Below are 15,362 nucleotides of genomic sequence, written 5' to 3'. Positions count from 1 at the left end.
AGTCCGCCAGGGAATCAATTCCCTGTCTAATAGTCAAAGTCCTCTCCAAGAGGACTGAAGAACTCATTAGTCCTCTTCGAGAGGACTTTCGCTTTGAGGCAGGGGTTTAAACCCCTGCCGGACTATTGGTTGTACGTTAAGTTGACACCAATTGGGATTGCCGTGTCCTCCGTTGCCGTTTTGTGGATGATTATATCCGTTGGTGTTTCGTCAATGGTTATATCCATAAATCTGTAGGTCGGACTAAAACCGATATACTTAGGGAGTTAATCAGGAGCCTCAAAGTTAAAGAAAAGCCGTCAAGCGGAGGACGGGGCTTCAGACCCAGTTTCTTGGTGAATTCTTTTCTACGCTGCTACTGCCATTCTATCCATTGCTTCACAATATCTTCTAGTTCCCCAGCAAAGGAATCAGTTGCATAAAGAGCAAAGTTATTAACTATCTCGCTTTTTTCAGGTAGAGACTCAGCTTTAAACCGACATTCATCTAAGTTAAAAAGCGATAATTGTCGAGACTCGTCATTGGATGTATTCTCGTGTGGGGATGTTGGCTGGCTGACAAAAGCGCCCATGCGTTCACAACCCTTAGCAAAATGGCGCAAAGTAGTTGCTATCGCCTCGGAGTTATCCAGTTGTGTGCATCCGGTTTGTAATCTGCAAAAGAGTTGCGTCTTCCCGATCTCATATTAGTCATCATTCATCTCAACACTAACTCCTTCGTAAAGTTCGCTCAATTGCATTTGAAACTCGCTCGCACTTAACGTCATAACTTTTCAATACTAATATTATACAAAAAAAAGCGGCTATGCTGGCCGCAGAATCGCCCTAAAATACGATTGAAAATCCCAACTTATATGCTTCAGGGTGAATGGCGATAAATTTTAGGAAAAATTAGCATCAATATCTCTTCAAATTCCCAAGCGCTGATACACTAAATCTAAATGCCTCAATTGATACTGCGGATCGAAACAATCATCAATTTCTTTGCTAGTCATCTTAGCAGTAACTCGCTCGTCCTTAGCAATCAAATTGTAGAAATTGCCACCGGGTTTGTTCCAAACTTCGTGAGCGCAAGATTGTACAATTTTGTATGCTTCTTCGCGACTCGTGCCTTTTTCTACTAAAGCTAACATGACGCGCTGACTAAAGATAACTCCGCCGTAAACATTCATGTTTTGCTTCATGTTTTCGGGATAGACTAGCAGGTTTTTCACTAAGTCTGTGGTTTCCACTAACATGAAGTGGGTGACAGTGGAACTGTCTGGCAAAATCATCCGTTCTACGGAACTGTGAGAAATGTCTCTTTCGTGCCAAAGCGCCACGTTTTCTAAGGCTGCGACGGCGTTGGCGCGCACAATTCTTGCCATTCCTGTGAGTCTTTCCGATCGAATTGGGTTGCGTTTGTGGGGCATGGCGGAGGAGCCTTTTTGCCCTTTGGAAAAGAATTCTTCGACTTCGAGAACATCGGTGCGTTGCAGGTTGCGAATTTCGACTGCAAAACGTTCGATCGAGGCGGCTAACAATGCTAAGGTTTGGACGTATTCGGCGTGTCGATCGCGCGAAATGACTTGAGTCGATGCACAATCCGGTTCGAGTCCGAGGTTTTGACAGGCGATCGCCTCTATGCGCGGATCGATATTAGCATAGGTGCCGACTGCGCCGGAGATTTTGCCAACAGCAATGGACGATCGCAAATGCACCAATCTTTCTCGGTTGCGAAACACTTCCGCCAACCATCCTGCTAGTTTAAAGCCAAAGGTGATGGGTTCTGCATGAATTCCGTGCGATCGGCCAACCATCACAGTATAGCGGTGTTGTTGAGCCTGATAGCGAATAGCTTGGCTCAATTCTTCGACACGTTCCAACAAGATATTAACGCTGGCGACTAATTGTAATGCCAAAGCGGTATCGAGCACGTCTGAACTGGTTAAACCGAGGTGAATGTAGCGGCCGGCATCGCCTACATATTCGTTGACATTTGTCAAGAAAGCGATCATGTCGTGGCGGACTTCCGCCTCAATTTCCAGGACACGTTTGGGGTCAAAATTAGCCTTAGCTTTAATTTCTGCGACTGCGGCGGCGGGGATGTAGCCGAGTTCGGCTTGAGCTTCGCAGACAGCAATTTCTACTTGTAGCCAGCTTTTGAGCTTGGCGGTTTCAGTCCAGATGTTGCCCATTTCGGGCAGAGTGTAGCGGTCAATCACGGTGGTCGTTAGGGAATGCGATCTCACCATTGTACATCTGTGTGGGGATGCAAGAGCCATAGGACTTACACATGGGCCCAGAAACCGGGTTTTTACCGAATCTGCGGGCTGCAACGCAGTATTTTCGTAAAAAACCCGGTTTCTTTGGTTGGAGTGAAGAAACTAGGTTGTTGTATTTTGGTAGTTTGGGCGATCGGCTACAATATCGTAAACCCCGTTAGCTGGCATCACTCATGCCTAAAAAAATCAGAGAATTGAAAAGCCTATTACTAAAAGCAGGCTTTACTTACAGACAGGGAAAAGGCAGTCACACTGTATGGGAACACCCTTTATTACCTGAAAAAATTACACTCTCAGGTAATGATGGTGATGATGCGCCAAATTATCACGAAAAAAGAGTAATTTCTGATTTACAGAAGCTGAAGGAGATAGAAGAATGAATAGCCATTATAGTCTAATCATCGAGTGGTCAGAAGAAGATCAACTTTTTGTGGTCAGCTTACCTGAGTTTACCGATGTCATGCAGCCTTGCACTCACGGACACACTTACGAAGAAGCGGCAAAACACGGACAAGAATTGTTAGAAACATTGATTGAACTCTATCAAGAAGATGGCAAACCTCTACCAGAACCTCAAACTTTGGGAAAACGATTGCAGATAGCATAAATTTATTAATACCATCGAAAAACTCTTAAAACTTTTGATGCGTTCTCCCTTGTGGCTCATCGCTATCCCGAAGCTGCTCGCCTATGGTTGGTGCAGCTTGAAAATATTTCACCAGCCGATATTTTAAATATTTTTAATCGCATCAATTCATCGCGCATCTCCCCCGAAGCTAGCAATTTTGCTCTGGCGATTCTTGAAATCAACAAACATCGGTTACTTACTTTGAGAGAAGCACTACTTTGAAAACACCAAAAACGCTATTCTTAGCTTGGAAAGACCCCATCAGTCCTAATTGGTTTACGATCGGTCGATTAACCTTTGATAAGAATATCTATCAATTTGTTTATACCCAAGGTGTAAAAGAAGCCGAAGAGAAATGTGCTTTTACACCGTTGCTTTCGTTTCCACGCTTAAATGAGGTTTATACGTCAACTTATTTATTTCCCGTATTTGCGAATCGGGTTATGTCGCGATCGCGTCCCGATTATTCCAGTTTTATCGAATGGCTGGATCTTCCCGATGGTGGGGACGATCCACTTGAAATTTTAGCTCGCAGTGGTGGGGAACGAGTCACAGATACGTTTGCCGTTTTTCCCGATCCGGAAGTTGACGAAGAAGGACGGTACAATCTTTACTTTTTTTCGCAGGGTTTGCGACATTTGCCCAGAAGTGCGATCGATCGGATTAATCAGTTTGAGCCTGGGGAAAAGTTATGGTTAGCTCGCGAATTTCAAAATCCTTACGACGATCGGGTTCTAATTTCAAACACTAGCGATCGCTCCATTGTCGGCTATTTTCCGCGATATTTGCTAGCAGAAGTTTTTGAGTTGCTGCGACAAAATTCTAACTTAGAGGTGCGGGTAGAGCGTGTCAATAAACCTCCTACTCCACTCCAGTTTCGCCTGTTATGTAAAATGAGTGTCCATTGTAGAGATGATTTTCGTCTCTTCTCCAGTTGTCAATATCAACCCCCGATCGCAGAGATTGCGGTGAAATCTGCTTAAAGTAGACTGAAGTGTTTTCGGCGATCGATCGCATCTGTCGTTCCAGCAAAAACTCTGCAAAAGTCAACAAAAGCTGCTGATTTTCGGGGAGTAACTGCTGTAACTTGCCTAGCAAATCTTCCAAAAGTTCGATCGTGTGAGAAGTCATCTTCCCTCAATATTGGCGATAGTCTCATTATCCGTTTTTAACGCACCTTGCAATGTTGCCTATTTTGGGCATAGTGTAGCGGTCTATCACGGTTGAGGTCGAGGAATGCGATCGTCCTAATTGTACATCTGTGTGGTATCGGTCTTTGCCTTTAGTTTGTCATTGAGAGTACCTGCCACTGTTGCTTTATGTAGGAGAAACAGGGCGTTCGAGTTGTGCTTTGATCCTTTCAAACTTCTTGACAATATCAAGAGAGTACAGTCGTTCCGAACACTGACTGCAAACATAGGCGCGAACTTTGAGCGTTACTGCTTTTCCGCCTCCTTTGATTTTCTCATTTACTTCTTTTTCTACTATTTGCCCCGCACAGACGGGGCATTTCTCAAAAGGCAGCAACTTTATCTCCTTACACGGCTGAACCAGCCTTTATCACAGTAAGCTGTAACGAGCATAGCCCACTTTGTCTCTTCATTATAGGCCCAAATACTATTAACTTTAACACCACTCTTGGTGATGCCCTTGATCGAGCAAGTAGGATTATAATAACGTTTGTAGTAAAAATTCTCTTCAATCAATGTGCCACGGAGCACGGAATAGATAACGCCTTCTACCAGAAGATCACATTCTTCCATGCGGTCTCTCGCGTGTCCTGAAATACAGATGCGGCCAGCTTTAATCGCCTCTACGGTGAACTTATGCAGCCTCGATTTACCTGTTCCCATTTTTGCTCCTTTTTTGACACAACTATCCTGCTGAACATAAAATTCACGCTGGATGTTAAAGAGCATGGGTGCTAGGTAGGCTACGTCATAAGTACCTGTGAGTCGTTTTTAAGTTGTCTCTTCGATAATAACGCTCTTTACTGGATGTGTCAAATTTTTATCTAATGTTACCCATTTCGGGGAGAGTGTAGCGCGATATCACGGTTCGAGTCGGGTAGTGCGATCACACCATTTTAAATCTGCGAGGCATCGGTCTTGAGTCGGGATGGGAATTTCGGCGATCGAACTTTCCAGATATGTGACACATCGTCCGTAGACCGATCGTCCGCAGAGACTGACAATTGGCAGATGAATCGATCGAAACATAAGATTCTGCCCGCTTTAGGTCATCTCGTCTGAGATGTTGCGAGTTATCATAGATATATGTAGCAATGCAGAAGATTTTGAATTTCTGGCTTCCATTTGTTGTAATTTATATTTATATGATTCAAACGAACGTTCCTAATTCAGAAGATATATTAATTTCAGCTTTATTTGGGCTTACTTTACCTGGGCTTTTCCTGGCATACAGGCTGAAATTTTTTAATTGCTTTAAAAAAATAAATGATAAATATAAAATTCTTATACCTTCATTCTCAGTGCTTGTTTTTCCGTTCTTGTTTCCACTACTTTTGATTCACCCACTTCCTGGCTCTTTATCATCAGTTATTCCTGTTTCTACTTTTATAATTGGGCAATTATTAGCAGAAGCAAATAATAAAAAAATGAACTCCGATAGAGAAAAAGCTGCAATTCACGTACTTTATCGCAAATTACTCAGCAATTCTACGATAGCCAACGAAAACAAATCTCATATCAAAGATTTTAGAAAACACAAATCTTATGCCACACTACTAGACAAGCTAAAAAAAATGGAAGACATAAAAGCAGACTTAATTAAATTAGAAACTTTTCAGGGCCTAATCCCATTAGAAATGCAGTTGACTAATTCTCAGATATTTACCTCGGCTGACTCATGTGAGAAATTAATTGACAATTTTAATACAAAACTCAACAAGATAACACAACTCAACCATATAACAACGGATGAAAAACAAGAATATGAATTTTCTCCTCGCAAGAGAGATATTGTTGAGAGGCTATCAGAACATACAGACGATTTTTTAGAAGATGAGGCTGAATTTTCAAAGGCTGTGTATCTGATAACAGACTTTTTTATGTAAATACATTAATGATTGCATAATGCCTAAAAAGATTAGAGAATTGAAAAACATATTGCTAAAAGCAGGATTCGTTTGCCAACCAGCAAAAGGCAGTCATAGTAAGTGGAAGCATCCCAAATTAACCAAGGCTATTATCATAGCTGGTAAAGACGGAAATGATGCTAAACTATATTTAGAGAAGTTAGTCAACGAAACACTTGAGGCTTTAAGGCAAATCGAAGCAGAGGAGACAGAACCGTGAAATATACAGTTGTTATCCAATGGTCAGAAGAAGATCGGTGCTTTGTCGTGTTTTTGCCCGAATTTGAGGATGTAATGCAACCAGTAACTCACGGAGATTCTTATGAAGAAGCTATTTACAATGCGCGAGAGGTACTGGAGTTACTAATCGAGAGTTGTCAAGCTGAAGGTAAACCATTACCAGCAACTAAGAAGCTAGAACGATTATTTCAGGCTGCTTAAATTTGTTCACAGCAATATCAGTCAAATATGGAATAAGTGCAAAACCGATACACTCTGCTAAACGGGGCGGCACGGCATTTCCAATTTGCCACATTGCCTTTTTCATTGAACCTTCAAAAATAAATGAATCCGGGAAAGTTTGCAATCTAGCCATTTCGCGAGCTGAAATCACGCGATTGAGATAAGGATGAATATGAGTGCCACCATGATTTTCTTTAACAGTCATACTCGGTTTTCCCGGATACTGTCGCTTGAAAGCATCGGCGTAGCTTTCATACAAAGAACCGCCTGGTGGAACTTTAGCAAGTCTTTCCATGTACTCAACAGAATGACGAGTCCATTCGTGGTTAATTTCTGGGATGGGAGTATACTCTGGTAAATCGTAAATTGCTGACTCAATCGCTTTGTATTGTTCCGGCAACAATTGCGACTTGGGATAGGGATTTTGCATCCAAAATCTATTGGCAATAAAAATCGCTCGCGGGCGGATTTGCGGGACTCCATAGGTTGCTGATTCCAGCACAGCAACGGACATATGGGGATAGCCAATTTCCTGAAAAGCTTCGCAAATTGCTTGCTTAACAGCTCCTTTTTGCATAGTCAATATTCCTGGTACGTTTTCCATGACAACATACCAAGGACGTATTTCAGAGACAACGCGGACAAACTCTCTAAATAGGCGGTTTCGAGGGTCGTTCGGGTCGCGTTTTCCTGCCACTGAAAAGCCTTGACACGGCGGCCCGCCTACAACAACATGAACTTCTGGCGAACCAATTTCAGCGAGCAACTTTTGGGGATTTAAGTTTTTTATATCATCGCACAAGTGATGGCAATCAGGAAAGTTTCTTGTATGAGTTGCCGAGGCGATGGGATTAATTTCAACGCTTGCTACTGGTCGAAAACCTGCTTGCAATAAACCTTGGGTCATGCCGCCAGCACCGCAGAAAAGATCGACAAATGTATAGTCGGATTTTGGCAGTGACTGAGATTCAATATCAATGAATATCTTGTAGGGGTCGCAGTCATTTGATTCTAGTTCGCGTTGGATGCGTTCGTAACGCCCTAATTTTGCTTTTTTCTGCTTTTTGGCAGGAATTAATTCTGACTCGTTTGAGAACAAAGACAGTTGTATTGCTTCCATTTTCTAGTTTTTTACTGCATTTTATCTGATGTTGACCATTTCGGGCAGAGTGTCGGGTTCGCGCTTGGAGTTGGGGAGTGCGATCATCCTATTGTACATCTGCGAGGCATCCCTCTTCCCATTTCTAGATTTGGATATTTCGCTTGTTGCGGATATTGCGTTTATGGCGTGAAAAGTGTTATCGTTAAGACAACAACCAAAAAATATATCTTGCTATGTTGAAGCAAAAAGCATCGCCAGAGTCAGTTATTCTGCAAGAAAAAGAACAAGAATCCATAGCACAACTAGCACAGATACTCAGCCGAGAATCTGCACAACTAAAATTAGTCGAAAGTAACGGAAAAGAAATTATAATTCCGCCATCTGTTTACAAATTACTCGGTCAAGTTGTCGGCGCGATGGCATCAGGTCAGGCTATCTCTCTAGTGCTTCACAATCGCGAACTGACAACACAGGAAGCTGCCGATATCCTGAATGTATCGCGACCCTTTCTAGTCAAGTTACTGGAAAAAGGAGAAATTCCCTACATCAAAGTTGGTTCCCATCGCCGCATACTTTTCCAAGATTTAATGACCTACAAGCAACAGCGGAAAGTTCAGCGCCGCCAACTATTAGACCCGTTAATCGAGATGACTGAAGAAGCAGGCTTGTACGAGGAATATGACTAAATTAATTAATTTTTTGGGTCAAAAAGCAGGGACACCAAAATTTGCCAGTAATATGCTGTTAAAAGTTCAGCGCCCCGAAGAAAATCAGTTTTTTGCCTGAATTTGAGGATGTAATGCAGCAATTTGTTCAAAGGCATATCATTATACCCAAAAAGTAGGCGATTTGGATATTCCGATCAAACTTCCGAAAGTCTCACTTTATTACCAATCAACTTGAGAAAACTCGACCCAAAGTGTTGAATCTCCAAAAAATTTGCATAGGCAGAAACTGGCTTGTAAACTCTAAAAGTTCGCATAATCCCTAAAGTAGCCGCACTTTCCAAGGGACCAACAAAGCTAGTATCTCTATCCAAAAAATGAGACTGTTTAGCCCAGTAAGCCATCTGTTCTGCATTCAAAAAATAGCACCCGGAATGAGGATTTAAAGCTCGCTCAAAAACAATTTTTTGTTCCATTATTTTGCCAATTAACTGTCGTTGTTCTTCAATATTTTGAAAATTAGACGTAGCAGAATGTGTTAAATCGCCATCGATATAGGCTTTAAAAACGGGAGCTTGAGGTGATACTTCGTAACGGTTTGGTTGTAACAAGTTTCCATTGCCACCGTGATGTCTAAACCAGTTTAATTTGTTGAAAAACCACGGATCATGTAAAATTAAGTCATCTTCCAAATAACAGAAATAATCATATTTGTCAAGACAAGCTCGTAAAACTGCTTGACACTCAAACCCCAACAGCAGCGGTTCGCATTTGGTAGCATGGTGCATAAAAGATTTTGGCTGCACCGGCAATTGAGACAACAGATGATAGCCTTGGGTTGTGCAAATCACAATGTCAATTTCGTGATTCTGATCTTGATTGGCTGGGATAGTTGCACATTCGCCAATGTGAATCATGCACTGAGATTTGCCATACAAAGCTTGCAGGGATGCAACGGCGGCGGTTAAAGCATTGAGTCGCGGTTGCGGATCGTTTCTTTGGGAAGCGTGTTTGCCGTCGCCACTGGGATTGTAAAAGTGAGCAATAGTGAATAGAATTCGCATTGGTGTGAATTAATAATTAAACATTAAACAATAAAACATTAATGACGGTGTTTTAGTCGGTGCCCAGGGGGACTTTATAGGTTTAGCCCCGAATTCATTGGTGTCAACTTAAGCTCAAACCTAGTCACAGATAGCTGTTTGACTATTAAGGCCAGATCCCCCCTAGCCGAGAGGGCGGGCACTCACAGCCACCGCCCCTACAGAAGGGGGGAACCGGAATCTTCTCTTTCGTCCCCCTTCTTAAGGGGGATGCGAGGGGGATCTTGCAGTCGTCTATAAACAAAAGATACAAAGGATTTCAGGCGATTGTTGACACCAATGCCCCGAATTATATTCGGCTGGGCTGAATTGGAGGGGGATTTTTCCCAATATTTTTCGCATAAATCTTCATCAATTTTACTACATTCAGTCATCAAATAACTCCGGTAGTCGATCGCGCAATTCAGCATTCAAACGCGGCAACTCATCCCGCATCTGCAAGTACCAGTCTCGCCGCTGGCGGTAGTGCCCGCACAGCAAACGGTTCTCCCGCACCCACTCGTAAGCATTGCCAGCTATTTTTCGGCGCATTTGAACATCGGAAATCAGCAAGTTTAGCTTATTTTCAAACTCTTTTTCAGAGCGATAAATTAACCCGGTTTCACCTTCGACAATTGAGTGTTCGTAAACCGTAGGACTTGCCAACACCGCCACTCCCCGCGCCGCACATTCAATAAATTTTAAGTCAGATTTAGTTTCATTGATCGGGTTAGGAACTAGCGGTAAGAGAGCGATATCGCAACTGTACATAATTTCTTGATATCGTTCGTAACTGCAAAATGACTCAAATTGTTTTTGCTCTGTTTGTAAGGAGTCAAAAAATAGGCGATCGTGAATCACTTTAACTCGAAGGCGGTGGTTGTGAGCCACTAAAATTCGATTCAGTGCTGCCATAATTGGTTGCCAATCTTTTTCGCGATTCAGAGCTCCAAAAAAGATGGTAATAGTATCTTCTACATAAGTGCGCGGTGGTGGTAAATAGGCTAATTGATTGGGAAATACTGTAACATTGGGATTGTACTGTCGTAAAATTTTGGCGAGGGGTTCTGTGGAAGTTTGAACGCAATGACAGCCACGGTAGCTGAGGTAATTGTTGTCTGCATATTCCCGGCGACGGATGGGATTGTCGTCAATTTCAGCTACTATTAAATAGTCTTGTTTTAGGAGTTGTTTGATGTGGGGAAGATAGGCGGGATATTGCATGATTGTCCGCTGCCAAACAAATACTTTTTCTTCCCCAGGGAGTGGGGCAATTAATTCGAGTGTTTTTACGCCTGATATAGTGCGGACACCGGGAATTGTAGCGCTAAATTTGTCCGGTTCCAAAACTCGCAGGCGATCGCACCCTGTAGGTGCCATAATTATGGTTTGAATCAGCAATCTGCGTGGTTGTACAGGGGTTTTGCTCGATCGCACAATATAATATTCAGCACTGGTTTCCGTAGCAAAACTACTCGATTGTAGCTCTAATGCCTTGACCATGGGATGCAGCAATTGCTGAAATTGGGCAAAATTTTCGGTTTTGTGTCCCTTTCCTTGCAATTCGTAAACCTGCAATCCGGCTTGAGTAAAGAGTGATTGAATACTTTGTAGGGTAAACCAGTGCTGCATTTTGCCATCGGCATTTTCCCAGTGCCCGCGCAACAAATTGACAATGCGCCGCCAGTATTGAACATTGGGAATTCTGGCGAAAATTTGACCTCTGGGATGCAGCAAAGCACTGTATTGTTTGAGGACATCCCAAGGATTTTTGAGGTAAGGTAACAAATCGCCAAATACCAAACAATCAACGGTGCCCGGGGCGATGTCGAGACTGGCGATATCGGTTTCTTCTATATTGGCGATCGCCACCCAGTTTAGCCGATCGACTGCTATTTTAGCTTTTTCTCGATCGCATTCAAGGCCAATATATTGACAATGGGGATTTGTCAGCTTGTACTGTGCGCCCATAGCCCCCGTACCGCAGCCTATTTCCACAATGACTTTAGCATCCGGGGGTAGCAGATTCAAGAGGTCATGGTTGATGCTATCGATCACTTTCTCTAATTTGTGAGCATGGCGATGCCAGTATACAATGGCGATCGGCACATTTGTCAAGCACCAAATCAACTAAAAAAGAATTATAGCACAAACTATGAACCCTAACTTAGGAATTAACATCGCCGGCTACATCAACGGTGAATTTGGAGTGGGAGAAGGAGTCAGAGCAAATATTAGATCCGTACAAGCCGCCAAAATTCCCTTCACTATCAACAATTTCACCCGCAGTCCCCACCGCAGTCAAGACACCACCTATCAAAACTTCAGCCCAGACAATCCTTATCCCATAAACCTGATTCAAGTCAACGCCGATGAAGTCAACACTTTCTTAAAACATTCTGGTTCCAGCTATTTTAAAAATCGCTACAATATCGGCTTTTGGGCCTGGGAAATTCCCGAATTTCCCCAAAAATGGCAACCAGTATTTGACAACTTTCACGAAATCTGGACTTACAGTAACTACTGCGCCGAAGCAATTTCCCTAGTCTCGCCAATTCCCGTCATCAAAATCATGCCCAGCATTGATTTACCCCCATCTTACCTGAACAGAAAATCCCTGAATTTGCCCGACAATAAATTTATTTTTCTATTTATATTCGACTTTTCCAGCCGCATCCAACGGAAAAATCCTTTGGCTGCAATTCAAGCATTTAAGCAAGCTTTTGGTCAAGACGAGCGCGTACTATTTATCCTCAAATCTTCCAACTCCGACAAAAACATCAAAGATTTAGCATTGTTAAAATCCGCCATCGGAAATGCGACCAATATTCAACATTTAGACGGATATCTATCCAAAAATGAAATAAATGGTTTGCTCTACAATTGCGACTGTTATTTATCCCTACATCGCTGTGAAGGATTTGGCCTAACAATGGCAGAAGCCATGTTTTATGGCAAACCCGTAATTGCTACTGCTTATTCATCAAATACAGAATTTATGAATGTGGGCAATAGCTTTTTAGTCAAATATAAATTAATTCCCCTTGAGGCCGATTGTGGTCCTTACAAAAAAGGCAATTTTTGGGCAGAACCGGATCTAGAACATAGCGCTTATTTAATGCAGCATATATTCAATAATTACGGGGAAGCTCAAAAAGTAGGAACGAGAGCTGCGCAGGAAATCAAGAGTTTACTAAGTCCGTCAACTGTAGGTAAAAAAATTCAAAAACGTTTGGAATATATTGCTCAAATCACGCAGAATTTTCAAGATTTAAACAATTCAAAAACTGCCCAGCTAAATCATCCCCAAACAGTACCACCTTTAGTGAGTATTTGCATTCCGACATATAACGGAGCAGCATTTATTGGCGAAGCAATTGAGAGTGCTTTGGCTCAGACTTACCCTCACATAGAAGTAATTATATCCGACGATGGCTCCACGGACCAAACAATTGCGATCGCCCAATCATTCACCTCAACAACCTCAGTAGATTTACGCATCATCCTCCACCGCAATTATGGCCTCTCGCAAAACTGGAACTTCTGCATTTCCCAAGCTAAAGGTAAATACATTAAATTTCTGTTTCAAGACGACTTACTCGCACCAGAATGTATTGAAAAAATGGTCGAACTTGCCGAAAAGCACCCAAATATAGGCATGATTTTTTCCCCCCGTGGCATTACCATAGACGCATCTGAATCCAATCCCATTTTACAAAAAGCCTCCCAATCAATTAAAGATTTGTACAAAGGTTGGTCAAATTTAAAACCGATTCAGCCCGGACAAGAATTACTAGCAGATCCTAACTGTTTAAGCAACCCCATCAACAAAATTGGTGAACCGACTACCGTCTTAATTGCCGCCCGCGTTTTTGCCGAAATCGGATTATTTGATTCGGGATTATCTCAGTATGTAGACTTAGATATGTGGTGGCGAATTATGGGAAATTATCACATCGGATTTGTCCCTCAAACACTCTCCTCACTGCGGATTCATCCCGAACAACAAACTTGGAAAAATTTCTCGGCTGGTGAAAATCATAAAGATGTAGTCAGATTTTACCAAAAACTCCTAAATAGCCCTGAATACGGTTTTTTAAATCCCCAAATCAAACAGATTATTCAACAAAAATTAGACCTGAAAACTCAGCGGAACTCCTCTGAATTATCCAAGCTAATTCAAGATTATCAAAATTTGCCAACTAATGAGTCTATTGTCAAAAAACTGCGGAAATACCGCCTACAGATTGCTAGATATTGGCTGAATTTATCAGCAGAAAAATGTGAAAATGCTTACAGGGGAGACATGGGAAAAGCTCACCAATTGCTACTAGATAGTGGTATCAAACATGAAACCATGACTGAGGAAGAGCAAAGTTTTGTCCAGGAGTTATGTTCCACTTTGTCTCTAGGAGGAGAACTGATATCTAGGCTACAATATCTCCTAGCAGCTATGCTGTACCGTGATGCTTATCAGTTGCCATTATCCTATCAAAATGCAGCGATTCCTCAGTGGTTTTTTGACGGCTTTTTGAAATTCCTGTTTCAGTCTCCTATTTATTTTCAAGAAACTGGAGAAATTGCCCGATATGCGGACTATTTGCAGCGTTTAATAGAGTATGTGGCTGGGAATATTGCCAGTTTTCCCGCTACGGAAATTTGGCGTTATCTGGCGCAGTTCATTGCGGAAAATCTCAGTTTGAAAAGCTGGTGTCTCAGCGAAGCTAATCTTTTAAATGTGGGGAAGTTAAGAAATAAGATTATTGAGGATTATTTGCGGAATATAGGGTGTAAAATAGATTTTAGTTTTGAGCCGATCGCCCCTGCGGGCAGTAAAATTAAGTTAGGGATTTTACTGGATCAAATCTGTGCGGAACCAGAGACTTTTGCCGCCCTGGCAAGTTGTGAATATTTAGATAGAAATAAGTTTGAAATTATTGTGTATAATTTCTATCCTCTGCCCCAGGATTCCTTGGGTAAATACTTTGAAAGTCGGGTTGACAAGGTAGTACACCTGTCAGCAGACTTGCTCAGTCAAGTAGAGGAAATGCGATCGCACAATTTAGACATTCTGCTCCTGGGGACCAATACCACCGACACCCCCAAACCTAGCACTTTGCTGTCCCTACACCGACTAGGGCGGCTCCAAATAGCTGCTCCTCTATCGATGCCGGTGACTACCTGGGCTCGCAATATCGATCGCTTCTTGACCGGAAATTTGACATCGCCCCCAGATGCAACCCCAGAGTATCGGGAAAAATTAATCACTTTAGAAGGCTCAGGAGTTTGTTTCAGTTATCCTGTAACCTCAGAAAAATCCACTGTGAAACCCACAAGAACCAGTTGGGGTGCAACGGAGCAATCTGTAATATTTATGTCCGGTGTCACAGCTTTTAAAATTATCCCAGAATTGAGAGCGACTTGGGCAAAAATAATTGCCTCTACACCGAATTCGATCTTAGTTTTATATCCCTTTCATTCGCGTCGGGAAAAATTTCCCATGATGCCTTTTTATCACCAAATGCGATCGCTATTTGCGGAATTTGGGATTGACAAACAGCGATTGGTGACGATCAAAGCGTTGCCGACGGCTGCCGATTACCAAGAATGTTTGAAATTGGCTGATATATATTTAGACTCCTATCCCGATAGCGACGCTGCATCCCTAATAGCACCCTTGTTGGCGGGGTTGCCGGTGGTGGTGAGAGCAGGCCAAACCGGGCGCTCTCGACAATCCGCAGCAGTAATCGCAGAACTACAACTTCCTGAATTGGTAGCAAACACCGAGAATGGTTATGTGGAGATTAGCAAAGCATTGGGAACTACCCCAGAATTGCGCCGGCATTATCGGGATCGAGTCCAAAGCCAAATGGCGACCAACCCAAAATTGTTGGACAGTCGCGCTTACTCCTTGAAACTCGGAACACTGTTGGAAGAGATATTTTGCAAGGGGATTTAAATGTGAGATGGGGCGGGTTCCCGTACCTACCCACCACCAGATTGATGTTTGTAGAATCCGCTCTCAGGCCAGTTTTGGAGAATGTTGCCAGATGTAGTTGTTAG

The 15,362-nt window shown here is 42.6% G+C and carries 20 protein-coding genes; 10 read left to right on the top strand and 10 right to left on the bottom strand.

The features are described from left to right. Positions 1–355: 355 nt before the first annotated feature. Both AAFP14_RS13325 and purB read right to left on the bottom strand, forming a co-directional pair. Complete coding sequence (locus AAFP14_RS13325; RefSeq protein ID WP_341732726.1) at positions 356–571, bottom strand: hypothetical protein; 216 nt, start codon at positions 569–571, stop codon at positions 356–358. Between the two features lie 336 nt (positions 572–907). Next, entirely contained in the window at positions 908–2,203 is a 1,296-nt protein-coding gene (gene purB, locus AAFP14_RS13320) for an adenylosuccinate lyase (protein WP_341732752.1), read from the bottom strand. A gap of 71 nt (positions 2,204–2,274) precedes the next feature. Here purB and AAFP14_RS13315 point away from each other — a divergent pair, with 71 nt between their 5' ends. Genes AAFP14_RS13315 through AAFP14_RS13295 form a run of 5 tightly spaced genes read left to right on the top strand, consistent with a single transcriptional unit; the run spans position 2,275 to position 3,874 of the window. Then, entirely contained in the window at positions 2,275–2,424 is a 150-nt protein-coding gene (locus AAFP14_RS13315; RefSeq protein WP_341732725.1) for a hypothetical protein, read from the top strand. Positions 2,425–2,436: 12 nt separating this feature from the next. Further along, positions 2,437–2,643 (top strand): type II toxin-antitoxin system HicA family toxin, encoded by a 207-nt coding sequence (locus AAFP14_RS13310; protein ID WP_106148795.1) that lies wholly within the window; start codon positions 2,437–2,439, stop codon positions 2,641–2,643. Further along, a complete protein-coding gene (locus AAFP14_RS13305; RefSeq protein ID WP_341732724.1) occupies positions 2,640–2,870 on the top strand; it encodes a type II toxin-antitoxin system HicB family antitoxin in 231 nt (76 codons plus the stop codon). The genes AAFP14_RS13310 and AAFP14_RS13305 overlap by 4 nt, the downstream gene beginning before the upstream one ends. A gap of 51 nt (positions 2,871–2,921) precedes the next feature. Further along, positions 2,922–3,113 (top strand): hypothetical protein, encoded by a 192-nt coding sequence (locus AAFP14_RS13300; RefSeq protein WP_340520811.1) that lies wholly within the window; start codon positions 2,922–2,924, stop codon positions 3,111–3,113. Then, positions 3,110–3,874, top strand: coding sequence for an HIRAN domain-containing protein (locus AAFP14_RS13295; protein WP_341732723.1), 765 nt, complete (start codon positions 3,110–3,112; stop codon positions 3,872–3,874). Before AAFP14_RS13300 ends, AAFP14_RS13295 begins: the two co-directional genes overlap by 4 nt. Here the strand turns inward: AAFP14_RS13295 and AAFP14_RS13290 are convergent. From AAFP14_RS13290 to AAFP14_RS13275, 4 genes are all read right to left on the bottom strand, one after another. After that, positions 3,871–4,050, bottom strand: coding sequence for a hypothetical protein (locus AAFP14_RS13290; protein ID WP_341732722.1), 180 nt, complete (start codon positions 4,048–4,050; stop codon positions 3,871–3,873). The genes AAFP14_RS13295 and AAFP14_RS13290 overlap by 4 nt on opposite strands. A gap of 158 nt (positions 4,051–4,208) precedes the next feature. Further along, positions 4,209–4,418, bottom strand: a complete 210-nt coding sequence (locus AAFP14_RS13285) for a YgiT-type zinc finger protein (RefSeq protein ID WP_106334378.1) — start codon at positions 4,416–4,418, stop codon at positions 4,209–4,211. A 2-nt stretch (positions 4,419–4,420) separates the two neighbouring features. Beyond that, positions 4,421–4,810: a DUF4258 domain-containing protein gene (locus AAFP14_RS13280; RefSeq protein ID WP_341732721.1), complete on the bottom strand. Its 390-nt coding sequence runs from the start codon at positions 4,808–4,810 to the stop codon at positions 4,421–4,423. 132 nt (positions 4,811–4,942) lie between these two features. Continuing rightward, positions 4,943–5,110 (bottom strand): hypothetical protein, encoded by a 168-nt coding sequence (locus AAFP14_RS13275; protein ID WP_341732720.1) that lies wholly within the window; start codon positions 5,108–5,110, stop codon positions 4,943–4,945. Positions 5,111–5,226: 116 nt separating this feature from the next. Between AAFP14_RS13275 and AAFP14_RS13270 the strand changes: the two genes are divergently transcribed. The 3 genes from AAFP14_RS13270 to AAFP14_RS13260 are packed head-to-tail and all read left to right on the top strand — an operon-like array spanning position 5,227 to position 6,429. Next, positions 5,227–5,967, top strand: coding sequence for a hypothetical protein (locus AAFP14_RS13270; protein WP_341732719.1), 741 nt, complete (start codon positions 5,227–5,229; stop codon positions 5,965–5,967). Between the two features lie 19 nt (positions 5,968–5,986). Continuing rightward, a complete protein-coding gene (locus AAFP14_RS13265; RefSeq protein WP_341732718.1) occupies positions 5,987–6,208 on the top strand; it encodes a type II toxin-antitoxin system HicA family toxin in 222 nt (73 codons plus the stop codon). Beyond that, a complete protein-coding gene (locus AAFP14_RS13260) occupies positions 6,205–6,429 on the top strand; it encodes a type II toxin-antitoxin system HicB family antitoxin (protein ID WP_006631052.1) in 225 nt (74 codons plus the stop codon). The genes AAFP14_RS13265 and AAFP14_RS13260 overlap by 4 nt, the downstream gene beginning before the upstream one ends. Here AAFP14_RS13260 and AAFP14_RS13255 read toward each other — a convergent pair. Next, positions 6,395–7,570 carry a DNA cytosine methyltransferase gene (locus AAFP14_RS13255; RefSeq protein ID WP_341732717.1) on the bottom strand — a complete coding sequence of 392 codons (1,176 nt, stop codon included), beginning with the start codon at positions 7,568–7,570 and terminating at the stop codon, positions 6,395–6,397. The genes AAFP14_RS13260 and AAFP14_RS13255 overlap by 35 nt on opposite strands. A 215-nt stretch (positions 7,571–7,785) precedes the next feature. On the opposite strand from AAFP14_RS13255, the gene AAFP14_RS13250 reads away from it, so the two are divergent. Continuing rightward, positions 7,786–8,238 carry a helix-turn-helix domain-containing protein gene (locus AAFP14_RS13250; RefSeq protein ID WP_341732716.1) on the top strand — a complete coding sequence of 151 codons (453 nt, stop codon included), beginning with the start codon at positions 7,786–7,788 and terminating at the stop codon, positions 8,236–8,238. Between the two features lie 176 nt (positions 8,239–8,414). On the opposite strand, the gene AAFP14_RS13245 is transcribed toward AAFP14_RS13250, so the two are convergent. From AAFP14_RS13245 to AAFP14_RS13235, 3 genes are all read right to left on the bottom strand, one after another. After that, a complete protein-coding gene (locus AAFP14_RS13245) occupies positions 8,415–9,281 on the bottom strand; it encodes a calcium-binding protein (RefSeq protein WP_341732715.1) in 867 nt (288 codons plus the stop codon). Positions 9,282–9,478: 197 nt separating this feature from the next. Then, a complete protein-coding gene (locus tag AAFP14_RS13240) occupies positions 9,479–9,694 on the bottom strand; it encodes a hypothetical protein (protein ID WP_341732714.1) in 216 nt (71 codons plus the stop codon). After that, a complete protein-coding gene (locus tag AAFP14_RS13235; protein ID WP_341732713.1) occupies positions 9,687–11,408 on the bottom strand; it encodes a methyltransferase domain-containing protein in 1,722 nt (573 codons plus the stop codon). Before AAFP14_RS13235 ends, AAFP14_RS13240 begins: the two co-directional genes overlap by 8 nt. A gap of 46 nt (positions 11,409–11,454) precedes the next feature. Here AAFP14_RS13235 and AAFP14_RS13230 point away from each other — a divergent pair, with 46 nt between their 5' ends. Then, positions 11,455–15,258, top strand: coding sequence for a glycosyltransferase (locus AAFP14_RS13230; protein WP_341732712.1), 3,804 nt, complete (start codon positions 11,455–11,457; stop codon positions 15,256–15,258). The last annotated feature ends 104 nt before the right edge of the window (positions 15,259–15,362 follow it).

Origin of the sequence: Microcoleus sp. EPA2 (assembly GCA_020882975.1) — a bacterium.
Classification (GTDB): Bacteria; Cyanobacteriota; Cyanobacteriia; order Cyanobacteriales; family Microcoleaceae; genus Microcoleus.
This window is presented reverse-complemented; position numbering and strand designations above follow the sequence as displayed.